Source organism: Pseudomonas shirazica, assembly GCF_015168335.1.
Taxonomy (GTDB): Bacteria; Pseudomonadota; Gammaproteobacteria; order Pseudomonadales; family Pseudomonadaceae; genus Aquipseudomonas; species Aquipseudomonas asiatica.
Genome location: NZ_CP063456.1, coordinates 4870023 through 4882436, shown reverse-complemented (window position 1 = coordinate 4882436; position 12414 = coordinate 4870023). Strand labels below are relative to the sequence as shown.

Sequence of the window (12414 nt, the reverse complement as noted above, 5' to 3'; positions counted from 1 at the left end):
AATCCTGTGGGAGCGGGTTTACCCGCGAAGAGGCCAGTGCAGGCCTACTTGGGACCGACGGTCACCCACCACTGGGTATGCCGCTCGACCTTCACCGGCAGTGCCGGCACCAGCGACGACAGCGCCAGGTCGGTATCGTTCAGCGGGAAGCTGCCGGTCACCCGCAGGTCGGCGACCTGGTCGTCTACCCCAAGGTAACCGCTGCGGTACTGGCCAAGCGTGGCCAGCAGGTCAGCCAGGCGCACGTTGTCCACCACCAGCATGCCGCGGGTCCAGGCGTCGGCACCGGCTGGCACCGTGCCGATCCGGCCAAGGCCGTTGGCGTTCATCAGAACCTGCTGGCCTTCGCGCAGCACCTGTTCGTCGCCGCTGTTCAGCGGCATGGCGGCGACCGAAGCTTGCAGCACTTCCAGGCGCGTGCCGTCGTCCTCGCGGCGCACCAGGAAGCGCGTGCCCAACGGGCGCAGGCGGCCATCGTCGGTGCGCACCAGCAGCGGGCGCGGGTCCTGATGGCCGGTTTCGACCGAAATCTCGCCTTGGTGCAGCACGATCACCCGTTGCTTGCCGGCGTAGTCGATATCCACGGCCGTGTGGCTGTTCAGGCTCAACAAGGTGCCGTCTTCCAGGCGCAGGGTACGCAGTTCGCCGGTGGCGGTACGCTGGTCGGCCAGCCAGTAGCTCGGTGCCAGCGATGGTGCGCCGACCCAGGCCAGCAGCGAGCTCAGCAGAAACATGCCGGCCAGCCCGCCGCCGACCTTGCCGATACGTCGGCGCAGCCCGGCGCGCGATTGCAGCAGGGCCTGGCGTGCCGGGCCGGCAGCGGCGCTCACGCGCTGGTCCATGGCACCGAGTTGGTGCCAGGCGCGGGCATGCTCCTCGCTGGCGGCATGCCAGCGCATGAATTCGCTGCGCTCGTCAGGTGTGCCGCTGCCGTTGTCGAGGCTGAGCTTCCAGGCAATGGCGGCTTCCAGCACCCGGGACGAAACCGGTGAACTGCTCACGTCGGCTCCCCGTACAGGGCCACGTAGCACTGGCGCATGCCCTGGGCGATGTACTGGCGCACCCGCGAAACCGAAACCCCCATGCGCTCGGCGATTTCGGCATGGCTCATACCGTCCAGGCGATTGTGCAGGAATGCTGCGCGGGCCTTGCTCGACAGCTTGCCTAGCAGGCGGTCGATGGCCTTGAGGTCCTCGAGGATCAGGTGTTGCACTTCCGGGGAAGGTTGTTCGGCTTCCGGCATCAGGGCCAGTTCAGCCAGGTAGGCTTGTTCTAGCGCGGCGCGGCGGAAGTGGTCGAACATCAGGCCCTTGGCCACGGCGGCCAGGAACGCGCGGGGTTCGCGGGGCGTATCCAGTTGCGCACGGCCGAGCAGGCGCACGAAGGTGTCCTGGCTCAGGTCTTCGGCACGTTGGCGGCAGGCCATGCTGCGTTGCAGCCAGGCGAGCAGCCAGCCGCGATGGTCGCGGTACAGCGCACCGACCAGATCGGCGTGTGGGCTCTGTGCAGAAGACAAGCAGCGTCCCCCCGGAACGAATGCATTAACTAACGATAATTATTCGCGATTGTTGCAGGGGGGAGGGGGTGGGTGCAATGGACGCTTATCGGATGGCCATCATGGTTGGGGCTGACGGGGTGTAGGGCGTGGGTGATGTAGCGTTTATGAGATCGAGCGCCGCCCGCGCGGCGCTCGATCTCACAGGCGACTCAGCGCTCACGCCCTACAAACCGTGATTGTGCACCTTGCGCCTGCGCCACCCGCGCAAGCGCTGCTCCAGCTGCAGCGGGCTGTCCAGCTGCTGGCGCCGGGCCTGGCTGAACAGGATCAGCGCCAGTTCGGCGGTAACCAGCGCATCGGCGCTGGCGTGATGGCGCTCCTCTACCTGCAGGCCAAACCGCGCCACCCAGTCATCCAGCCCGGCCTCGCGCAGCACTGTGTCGGGGTTGAGCATCGGCGCCAGCTCGGCAACATCCAGGAAAGGTGACTGCAAGCGATAGCCCAGGCTTTCCTTCAGCGCGCGGGCGAGCATGCGCTGGTCGAACGGCGCATGGAATGCCAACACCGGGCTGTTGCCAATGAAGTCGAGCAGATCGAGCAAGGCCTCGGCCGGGTCGCAACCGGCAGCCAGGGCACTCGGGCCCAGGCCGTGGATCAGCACGCTGGCGTTGGTCTTCTGCAAAGGCCGGTGCAAGGTGCGTTCGAATTGCTGGGCAAAGTCGATGGCGCCGTCTTCGATGGCGACGGCACCAACCGATAACACCTGGTCACGGTTGGTGTTCAGGCCGCTGGTCTCCAGGTCAAGCACCACCCAGCGCTGCTCGCGCAGGGTACACACCCCCAATGGCGCTGACTTGGGCAGCCGGGCCAGGCGCTGGCGCGTGGCGTGGTCCAGTTCCGGCGCGCTGGGGCGCAGCCAGGCGAACAGGCTCATAGCTGGTACCGCAAGGCCAGGCTGCTTTGCAGGCGCTGGGCCTGGCGCAGGGACTCGCGCAGGATGCGCCGGTCCAGGTGGTTGAGGCTGTCCGGGTCCAGGCGGTTGGAATAGGGCAGGTTGTCGCGGGTCTGGCGCTGGTGCTGCTGCATGCGGGTTTGCTGGATGAAGTGGTAGGCCTCTTCATACGCTGCGCCATCCAGTGCCTCGATCACGCCCTTGGCCACGAGCTGGCGCAGGCGCTCCAAGGTATTGCAGGCACCGATGCCGTTGGCCAGGGCCAGCAGCCGCGCACCATCGACGAAGGGCGTCAGGCCCTGGACCTTGAGGTCGAGGGTGGCGGCCTTGTCGTTACCCTGGCGGGTCAGTACGAACTCGCGCAGGCGGCCCACCGGCGGGCGCTGGCGCAGGGCGTTGTCAGCCATCATGCGCTGGAAGATGCGGTTGTCGGCCACCTGCTCCAGCAGGCCCTGGCGCAGTTGCTCGCAACCTTGCTCGTCGCCCCACACCACACGCAGGTCGAAATAGATGCTCGAGCCCAGCAGGTTCTCCGGGCTGGCTTCACGGACAAAACTGGCAAAACGCCGCGCCCATTCAATGCGCGACAGGCACAGCTCGGGGTTGCCGGCCATGACGTTGCCCTTGCACAGGGTGAAGCCGCACTGGGCCAGGCACTGGTTTATGTATTGCGCCAGCGGCAGCAGGCGTGCGCGGATGGCGTCTGCTTCGATGCTGTCGGCGGCTTCGAAGAGGATGCCGTTGTCCTGGTCAGTGTGCAGGGTTTGTTCTTGTCGCCCCTCGCTGCCAAAGCACAGCCAGCTGAACGGCACGCCCGGGTCACCGCGCTCGGCCAGCGCCAGTTCGATCACCCGGCACACGGTGTGGTCGTTGAGCAGGGTGATGATCTGGGTAATCTGCGTGGAGGATGCGCCATGGGCCAGCATTCGCTCGACCAGCTGGCTGATTTCGCCGCGCAGCGAGACCAGGGTATCCAGGCGTGGCGCATGGCGGATGGTGCGTGCCAGGTGCACCAGGTCGACCCGTTGCAGGGAGAACAGGTCGCGCTCCGAAACCACACCGCACAGGCGCTGGTTTTCCACCAGGCATACGTGGGCGATGTGCCGCTCGGTCATCGCCATGGCTGCGTCGAAGGCGCTGGCCTGGGGGCTGAGGTAGAACGGCTGGGCGGTCATGTGGCGCGCGATGGGTGCACCCAGGTCGGCATCGGCCGCAGCCACCACCTGGCGCAAGTCGCGCAGTGTGAAGATACCGGTGGGGTAACGCTGCTGGTCGACCACTACGATACTGCCGACCTGCTGCTCGTGCATCAGTCGCACGGCGTCTCGCAGAGGCGTTTCGGGGCTGCACACCACCGGGTGGCGCATGGCCAGTTCACCCAGTGGCGTGTTCAGCGAATACTGGGTGCCAAGGGTTTCCACCGCGCGCTGGCGTACCTGCTGGTTGACCTGGTCGAGCAGGCTGCTGACCCCGCGCAGGGCAAAATCCCGAAACACTTCCGACATCGAGAACACGCGGATGAACGCGGCCTTGTTCAACTGCAGGCAGAAGGTGTCCTCACCTGCCAGATGCTCGGTGCGGGTCGCCCGCTCGCCGAGCAGGGCAGCCAGCGGGAAGCATTCGCCGCTGGTGATCTCGAAGGTAGTCTCCACACCAGGTTTGACCAGATGCTGGCGTTCGCCGACCACGCGGCCCTGCTTGACGATGTAGAAGTGCTCGACCGGCCCATCGGCAGGTTTGACGATGCTTTCGCCGCTGGCATAGAAGCGCAGCTGGCACTGTTCGACCAGGTAGGCCAGGTGGCTGTGTTCCATCTGGTTGAACGGCGGAAAACGCTGCAGGAACTGCAGGGTGCCCTGGATGTTCTGCAGCACTGCTGTCCTGCCCGCCTGGGTGTAGGCGTCCTTTTTGCTCATGAAACTGACCGTATCGCTATGCCGAACTATATATCTATATATATAGGTGCCGGCCATGTTGTTCTCTGCCTCCATGGTCGGCTTGCGGCGGGATGGTGCCCATTGGACGTAAGTCTATGAGCGCCCCTGTCAAAGACCCGACGAAAGGCCAACCGGGTTACGCAAGTTCTGCGGTCCTAATGCTGAAGCGGAATCTTTTTTGACGAGATGAGCATGCCTGAGCAACACGACATCCTGAGTGACGCCGAGCGCGAGGCATTGGCCCTCGTAAGTGCGCCCGTGGTTGCCAAGCCCCTGGTGCTGGTGGTGGATGACAATGCGGTGAATCGTGAGGCGCTGATCCTGTACCTGAAAAGCCGGGGGATTGACTGTGTCGGGGCGGATGGGGCCGAGGAGGCCAGGCTGTACCTGCACTACCAGCAAAGAATCGGCTTGATGATCACGGATTTGCGCATGCAGCCCGAGGATGGCCTGGACCTGATCCGCAAGGTTCGCGAATCAGAGCGGGCGGCGTTGTCGATCATCGTGGTGTCGGGCGATACCGACGTGAAAGAGGCGGTGGACGTGATGCACCTGGGGGTTGTGGATTTTCTTCTGAAGCCGGTCGACCTGGACAGGCTGCTGGAGCTGGTGAAGAAAGAACTGCAGATCGGTTAGCTGAGGAGCCTGTTCCGGCCTCATCGCCGGCAAGCCAGCTCCCACAGGGACCGCACAGCGTTTGGGGCCTGTGCAGTCCCTGTGGGAGCTGGCTTGCCGGCGATTGGGCCGCAAAGCGGCCCCCTGTCGCAGATGTCGCTTACAGCCCGTTACGCGCCTTGAACTCGCGGCGACGGCGGTGCAGTACCGGCTCGGTATAGCCGTTCGGCTGCTTGCCACCTTCCACCACCAGTTCTACCGCCGCCTGGAACGCGACGTTGTCGTCGAAGTTCGGTGCCATCGGGCGGTACAGAGGGTCGCTGGCGTTCTGCTGGTCCACCACCACGGCCATGCGCTTGAGGCTTTCCAGCACCTGCTCCTGGCTGACCACGCCATGGCGCAGCCAGTTGGCCAGCAGCTGGGCCGAGATGCGCAGGGTGGCGCGGTCTTCCATCAGGCCGACGTTGTTGATGTCCGGCACCTTCGAGCAACCTACGCCCTGGTCGATCCAGCGCACCACGTAGCCGAGGATGCCCTGAGCGTTGTTGTCCAGTTCGTTGCGGATCTCTTCGGCCGACCAGTTGGTGTCGGCGGCCAGCGGGATGGTGAGGATGTCATCCACCGACGCGGGTGTGCGCGAAGCCAGTTCACGCTGACGCGCCTGTACGTCCACCTTGTGGTAGTGCAGGGCATGCAGGGTGGCTGCAGTCGGCGACGGCACCCAGGCGGTGTTGGCGCCAGCCAACGGGTGGGCGATCTTCTGCTCGAGCATGGCTGCCATCAGATCGGGCATGGCCCACATGCCTTTGCCGATCTGCGCACGGCCTTGCAGGCCGGTGGCCAGGCCAACGTCGACGTTGTTGTTCTCGTAGGCACCGATCCACTTCTCGTTTTTCATGGCGCCCTTGCGCACCACGGCGCCGGCTTCCATCGAGGTGTGGATTTCATCGCCGGTGCGATCGAGGAAGCCGGTGTTGATGAACACCACGCGCTCGGCTGCGGCCTTGATGCACGACTTGAGGTTGACCGTGGTACGGCGCTCCTCGTCCATGATGCCGACCTTGACGGTATTGCGCTTCATGCCCAGCAGGTCTTCGACCTGGCTGAAGATTTCGGCGGCGAAGGCTACTTCCTCCGGGCCGTGCATCTTCGGCTTGACGATGTACACGCTGCCGGTGCGGGTGTTCTTGCGGCTGGTGTTGCCATTGAGGTTGTGCAGGGCGATCAGGTTGGTGAACAGGCCGTCCTGAATACCTTCGGGGATTTCGTTGCCTTGGGCGTCGAGGATCGCCGGGTTGGTCATCAGGTGGCCAACGTTGCGCACGAACAGCAGCGAACGGCCATGCAGGGTCACGCTACCGCCGTTGGGCGCGGCGTACTCGCGGTCCGGGTTCATGGTGCGGGTGAAGGTTTTGCCACCCTTGCTAACGCTTTCTGCCAGGTCGCCTTTCATCAGGCCCAGCCAGTTGCGGTAGACGATCACCTTGTCGTCGGCGTCAACGGCTGCAACCGAGTCTTCGCAGTCCATGATGGTGGTCAGCGCCGATTCCATCAGGATGTCTTTCACGCCGGCGGCGTCGGTGCTGCCGACCGGGGTGCTGGCGTCGACCTGGATTTCGAAGTGCAGGCCGTTGTGCTTGAGCAGCACGGCGGTCGGCGCAGCGGCATCGCCATGGAAGCCGATCAGCTGGGCATCGTCACGCAGGCCGCTGTTGCTGCCGCCTTTCAGGGCAACTACCAGCTTGCCGCCTTCGATGCGGTAGCCGGTGGAGTCGACGTGCGAGCCGGCCGCCAGTGGCGCGGCTTCGTCGAGGAAGGCGCGGGCGAAGGCGATGACCTTGTCGCCACGTACCTTGTTGTAGCCCTGGCCTTTCTCGGCGCCGCCTTCATCGCTGATGGCATCGGTGCCATACAGCGCGTCGTACAGCGAACCCCAACGGGCGTTGGCGGCGTTCAGGGCGAAGCGGGCGTTCATCACCGGTACGACCAGCTGCGGGCCGGCCATGTGGGCGATTTCTTCGTCCACGTTCTGGGTGGTTGCCTGGAAATCGTCGGCTTGTGGCAGCAGGTAGCCGATTTCCTGGAGGAATGCTTTGTAGGCTACGGCGTCGTGGGCCTGGCCTTTGCGTGCCTGGTGCCAGGCGTCGATCTTGGCTTGCAGCTCGTCGCGCTTGGCGAGCAGGGCTTTGTTCTTTGGAGCGAGGTCATTGATGATCTTCTCTGCACCGGCCCAGAACTGCTCGGCGACGATGCCGGTCCCTGGGATGGCTTCGTTGTTCACGAAGTCGTACAGGACCTTGGCGACCTGAAGGCCACCGACTTGAACGTATCCAGTCATTGCTTGCCTCACTCTGCTCAGCTATTTCGCTCTTCTGTATTAAGCCTGTAGCGCTTCTCTAAACACGGCACCAGTGCATGCCCCCGAGTAAAGCCCCGAGCGCGGCTGGGTGCGGCCTGCCAGACCGGCTGGCAGACAGTGTGCGTATTTTCACAGGCGCCTTGGCAGACATCCAAACGACGTTTTGTAGTCCGCGCCACGGGATACTACATGAAGCAGTAGGCGGGGCAAAATCAGACTAAAAGCGCCGTTATGCGACCCGTTGGTCGCGTATGGTCACGCTGGGAGTGAGTATGTTCGCAAAAAACAGGTGGATTGTTCCAGATAAATCTTGAAACAGTACACGATTCGTTATGCGGATTGCCCTGCGGCAGGTTGCCGCGCCTTGCCTATACTGAGTCGATCCCCCGATTTTCTGCCGCACGGCGCGGTCCGACACGAGGAAGGGCTTGTGGATCATCTTGTACTGACTGTGATTGCCCCTGACAAGGCCGGCCAGGTCGAGCGCATTGCCCAGTGCATCGCCGACCACAGTGGCAACTGGCTGGAAAGCCGCATGTCGCGCATGGCCGGGCAGTTTGCCGGCATCCTGCGGGTGGCGGTGCCGGCGGAAAACTACGACGAGCTGGTGGCTTCGCTGCAGGGGTTGGTCCGATATGACATTCGCGTGCTGATCGCCGAGAGTGGCATCGAGCCTTCGTGTACCTGGAAACCGATTGCCATGGAGCTGGTAGGGAATGACCGGCCGGGGATCGTGCGTGATATCACCCGTTTGCTGGCTGAATTGCAGGTGAACGTCGAGCGGTTTTCAACAGAAGTGCGGCCGGCGCCGATGAGCAGCGAGCCGTTGTTTCATGCAGATGCGTTGTTGGCTTTGCCGCTGACTCTACCGCTCGAAGAACTGCAGCAGCGACTGGAGAGTCTGGCGGATGACTTGATGGTGGAGTTGAAGCTGCGGCCGGAGGATTGATCCGAGATTGCCGGGGCCGCTTCGCGGCCCATCGCGACACAAGGCCGCTCCTACAAGGGTTACGCGTTCCCCTGTAGGAGCGGCCTTGTGTCGCGATGGGCTGCAAAGCAGCCCCCTGCGGTTATCCCGATATCACGGGGAAGGCCCTGTGGATAACCTGGGGGTTCCCCTCTCCAGCCCAGGCCGCGCGCGCCTTACACGGCTTTGATCAAAAAACACCCAAAAATCAGCAGCTTGTGCACAAAGCACGGGGACGAGGGTGTGGATAACCTTTGGAGATGTCTCTGCAGGCCATGAACTACAGGGGCTGCAGAGTTGTGATCATTTTTTGATCAGCTGCGCTTGCGCAAACTGACCCACGCATCGACGCTGTAAATCGCCAAACCCGCCCAGATGAACATGAACGCCACCAAGGTGCTCGGCGACAAATGCTCATCGAACAGCAGCACCGCCTGCAGCAGCACCAGGGTCGGCGCCAGGTACTGCAGGAAGCCCAGCGTGGTGTACGGCAAGTGCCGCGCAGCAGCGTTGAAGCACACCAGCGGCACCAGTGTCACCGGCCCCGCAGCCATCAGCCACAACGCTTCGCTGCTGGTGTAGAACGCGCCTTGGGCACTTGTCGCCGCCGGATGCAGCAATAGCCAGCCAAGCGCCAGCGGTACCAGCATCCAGGTTTCCACCACCAGGCCCGGCAGCGCCGCTACCGGTGCCTGCTTGCGAATCAGCCCGTAGAAGCCGAAGCTCAGCGCCAGTACCAGCGACACCCACGGCAGGCTGCCCACCTGCCACACCTGCTGAGCCACACCCACCGCGGCCATGGCCACGGCCAGCCACTGAAGCCGACGCAGGCGCTCGCCAAGAATCAGCATGCCCAGCAGCACATTGATCAGCGGGTTGATGTAGTAACCCAGGCTGGCCTCGAGCATGCGCCCGTTGTTCACCGACCATACGTAGGTCAGCCAATTGCCGGCGATCAGCGCCCCGCTCAGGGCCAGGATGCCCAGCCGGCGCGGGTTGTCACGCAGTTCACGCCACCAGCCGGGGTGTTTCCACACCAGTAGCAACAGCGAGCCGAACAGTGCCGACCACAGCACCCGGTGGACAATGATCTCCACCGCCGGAACGCTCTGGATTGCCTTGAAGTACAGGGGGAAAAGACCCCAGATGATGTAGGCGCTGAGGCCCAGTAGGTACCCGCGACGCGGGTTTGCGGCGTGCATGCAGAATCCTTGCTTAGGTAGCTAAATAAAGCGACGCCTATTGTAGACAGAGGCGGTCGTGCTTCTAGAACAATTTCAGCGGCGCTTCATCCAGTGCGGCCATTTGCTCGCGCAGGGCGAGGATCTGGTCTCCCCAGTAGCGTGGCTGGCCGAACCAGGGGAAGCTCGGCGGAAATGCCGGGTCGTCCCAGCGCCGCGCCAGCCAGGCGCTGTAGTGCAACTGGCGCAGGGCGCGCAGGGGCTCGATCAGGGCCAGCTCGCGCGGGTCGAAGTCGTGGAACTCGTTGTAGCCGTCGATCAGTTCGGCCAGTTGCCCCAGGCGCTCCTCGCGGCTGCCGGCCAGCATCATCCACAAGTCCTGCACCGCCGGGCCCATGCGGCAGTCGTCGAGGTCGACCACGTGGTACACCTCGTCGCGGTGCATAAGGTTGCCGGGGTGCAGGTCGCCATGCAGGCGGATGAGCTTGTGCGGGGTGCGGGCATAGATGTCCTCCACTCGCTTGAGCAGGTCGCGGGCCACCGATTCGAACGCCGGCAGCAGTTCGCGAGGGACGAAATCGCCTTCCAGCAGGGTATTCAGCGAGGCGTGGCCGAAGTTGTCCACAGCCAGCGCTTCGCGGTGCTCGAACAGTTTGCTGGCACCCACGGCATGCAGGCGGCCGAGCAACTGGCCAAGACGGTAGAGCTGGTCGAGGTTACCCGGCTCTGGCGCGTGGCCGCCGCGGCGGGGGAACAGGGTGAAGCGGAAGCCCTGGTGTTCGAACAGGGTGCGGCCGTCGTGCTGCAGCGGGGCGACCACCGGCACTTCGCATTGGGCCAGTTCGGCAGTGAAGCTGTGCTCTTCGAGGATGGCCGCGTCGCTCCAGCGGCCTGGGCGGTAGAACTTGGCGATCAGCGGTTGCGCGCCCTCGATGCCCACCTGGTAGACGCGGTTTTCGTAGCTGTTCAGCGCCAGCACCCGGGCATCGCTGAGAAAGCCCAGGCTTTCCACGGCGTCCAGGACCAGGTCGGGGGTGAGGGTATCGAAGGGGTGGGACATGGGGGCTCCGGGGATAGGCGGCGTGGGGACCATGGTAACGCGTTATGCCTGTACCGGCCTCTTCGCGGGTAAACCCGCGAACCGCGCAAAGCGCGGCCAGGCTATGCAGGAATCCCAAGCAATACATAAGAGGGATGAAATTGAACCCGCACCGAACTGCCTGCTGCCACCCGCTGCCCAGCCAACCAATCCGTCTCGGCAAACGCACACAACGTCTGCCCATTCCCCAACGCCAACCGGACCTCACCAGGCCCATCAGCCTCCGCCAGCACCTCCTCTACCGTCGCCCGTAGGCAATTGCTATCCGCTTCGGCCTGTTCCTCGTCGGCCAGCAACCTCACCCACCCCGCCTTGAGCAGCGCCACTACCGTCGTCCCCAGCGTCAGTTCCAGCCGTGCGGTGCTGTCGTGGGTGATCAACGCTTCGATCTCCAACCCTCCGCCCAACGCCAGGCTGACGCGATCATGCCGTCCTTCGCGGCGCAGGCCGCTGACCTGGCCCTGCAACTGGTTGCGCGCGCTGGTACGCAGCATCAGCCGGCCGAGCAGGTCGAGGTCGCTGGACTCCTCGGCCGCTTCGAGGATTTGCGCCTGAAGGGCCTGCAGCCTCTGGTACAGGCGCAGCACCCGCTGGCCTTCCGGCGACAGACGGGCACCACCGCCACCACGCCCGCCGGTACTGCGCTCGACGAGGGGCTGGCTGGCCAGGTTGTTGAGTTCGTCGATGGCGTCCCAGGCGGCCTTGTAGCTGATGCCCGCAGCCTTGGCGGCGCGGGTGATCGAACCTTCTTCGGCAATGTGCTGCAGCAGCGCGATGCGCTGGGGGCGGCGGGCGATGTGCTGGGTGAGGTGGGGGGGCAGGGGCATGGGCATTTGGTCTTGTGGGGGCCTGAGGATGGATAGTGTGTAGGAGCGGCCTTGTGTCGCGAAAGGGGCGCGAAGCGGCCCCACGGATTCATGCCTTGGCAAATATCGCTGGGGCTGCTGCGCAGCCCGATCGCGACACAAGGCCGCTCCTACACCGGGCGATCCGCGCTTGCTCATACATACCCCGGCTTGGCCGTACGCGCCAGGCAATACACATCCACCCGCCGCGCACCGGCCTTGCGCAGCACTTCGGCAACCGCTTGCGCGGTCGCACCGGTGGTCAACACGTCATCGATAATGGCGACATGCTTGCCCGTCAGCTTGCCCGTGACGGTAAACGCCTGGCGCAAGTTGCGTCGCCTGGCCTTGGCGTCCAGTTGTTGCTGCGCAGGTGTCTCCCGTGTGCGCAGCAGCAACCGCTCGTCGCAACGTACCCCCACGTGCGACGACAGCCAGCGCCCGAGCATCCCCGCCTGGTTGAACCCCCGCTCCCGTAGTCGACGTTTGGCCAAGGGTACAGGCAACAACAGGTCGGGGCGCGGCAGCCCTTCGGTAAAGCGGTGCAGCAGCCCATGCGCGAGCAATTCGGCCATCAGGCGCCCCAAGGGCCACTGGCGGTTGTGCTTGAAACGGCTGATCAGCGTGTCCACCGGAAAGCCGAAATGCCACAGTGCAAGCACCTGCTCGAAGGCCGGTGCGCGGCGCTGGCATTGAGCGCAGGTCAGGCCGGCTATCGGCAATGGCAGGGCGCAGCGCAGGCAATGATCGCCCAGCCAGGGCAGTTCCTGCTCGCAGGCGACGCACAGCGGGTAGGCCTGCTCGGCAGGTTCATCGCACAGCAAACACAATTGATTAATAAGTGAGCACTTGTAAACCAGTCTTTTCCAGTGTGGTTGACAGTTCATAGGCCTTCCATGACTATGCGAGCTATCCGTGATGCGCTGGCGGGCTTTCCTGTCCCGGCGCCTGCTTCAGCCTA

10 protein-coding genes and 1 pseudogene are annotated in these 12414 nt (G+C 64.1%); 2 read left to right on the top strand and 9 right to left on the bottom strand.

What is annotated here, in order from left to right; all coding sequences use genetic code 11:
* Nucleotides 1–44: 44 nt before the first annotated feature.
* The 4 genes from IMX18_RS22595 to IMX18_RS22580 all read right to left on the bottom strand — a co-directional run bounded on the left by IMX18_RS22595 (nucleotide 45) and on the right by IMX18_RS22580 (nucleotide 4366).
* Nucleotides 45–1001, bottom strand: a complete 957-nt coding sequence (locus IMX18_RS22595) for a FecR domain-containing protein (RefSeq protein ID WP_015268686.1) — start codon at nucleotides 999–1001, stop codon at nucleotides 45–47.
* The gene (locus tag IMX18_RS22590; RefSeq protein ID WP_015268687.1) at nucleotides 998–1516 is read right to left on the bottom strand and encodes an RNA polymerase sigma factor; all 519 of its coding nucleotides are present in this window, start codon (nucleotides 1514–1516) and stop codon (nucleotides 998–1000) included. The genes IMX18_RS22595 and IMX18_RS22590 overlap by 4 nt, the downstream gene beginning before the upstream one ends.
* A gap of 205 nt (nucleotides 1517–1721) precedes the next feature.
* Nucleotides 1722–2432, bottom strand: a complete 711-nt coding sequence (locus tag IMX18_RS22585) for a 3'-5' exonuclease (RefSeq protein WP_015268688.1) — start codon at nucleotides 2430–2432, stop codon at nucleotides 1722–1724.
* A complete protein-coding gene (locus IMX18_RS22580) occupies nucleotides 2429–4366 on the bottom strand; it encodes a putative nucleotidyltransferase substrate binding domain-containing protein (RefSeq protein ID WP_015268689.1) in 1938 nt (645 codons plus the stop codon). Before IMX18_RS22580 ends, IMX18_RS22585 begins: the two co-directional genes overlap by 4 nt.
* Before the next feature lie 116 nt (nucleotides 4367–4482).
* Here IMX18_RS22580 and IMX18_RS22575 point away from each other — a divergent pair.
* A pseudogene (locus tag IMX18_RS22575) lies at nucleotides 4483–5023 on the top strand (response regulator).
* 139 nt (nucleotides 5024–5162) lie between these two features.
* On the opposite strand, the gene IMX18_RS22570 reads toward IMX18_RS22575, so the two are convergent.
* Nucleotides 5163–7340, bottom strand: a complete 2178-nt coding sequence (locus tag IMX18_RS22570; RefSeq protein WP_015268691.1) for a malate synthase G — start codon at nucleotides 7338–7340, stop codon at nucleotides 5163–5165.
* Between the two features lie 451 nt (nucleotides 7341–7791).
* Here IMX18_RS22570 and IMX18_RS22565 point away from each other — a divergent pair, with 451 nt between their 5' ends.
* A complete protein-coding gene (locus tag IMX18_RS22565; protein WP_013970551.1) occupies nucleotides 7792–8310 on the top strand; it encodes a glycine cleavage system transcriptional repressor in 519 nt (172 codons plus the stop codon).
* 332 nt (nucleotides 8311–8642) lie between these two features.
* Here the strand turns inward: IMX18_RS22565 and rarD are convergent, their stop codons facing one another.
* From rarD to IMX18_RS22545, 4 genes are all read right to left on the bottom strand, one after another.
* Entirely contained in the window at nucleotides 8643–9530 is an 888-nt protein-coding gene (rarD, locus tag IMX18_RS22560) for an EamA family transporter RarD (protein ID WP_015268692.1), read from the bottom strand.
* 64 nt (nucleotides 9531–9594) lie between these two features.
* On the bottom strand, nucleotides 9595–10569 hold the full coding sequence (locus IMX18_RS22555; RefSeq protein ID WP_100413389.1) for a serine/threonine protein kinase: 975 nt from the start codon (nucleotides 10567–10569) through the stop codon (nucleotides 9595–9597).
* A gap of 101 nt (nucleotides 10570–10670) precedes the next feature.
* Nucleotides 10671–11435, bottom strand: coding sequence for a TOBE domain-containing protein (locus tag IMX18_RS22550; RefSeq protein ID WP_024086132.1), 765 nt, complete (start codon nucleotides 11433–11435; stop codon nucleotides 10671–10673).
* 173 nt (nucleotides 11436–11608) lie between these two features.
* Nucleotides 11609–12340, bottom strand: a complete 732-nt coding sequence (locus IMX18_RS22545; protein WP_137137855.1) for a ComFC family protein — start codon at nucleotides 12338–12340, stop codon at nucleotides 11609–11611.
* Nucleotides 12341–12414 lie beyond the last annotated feature (74 nt).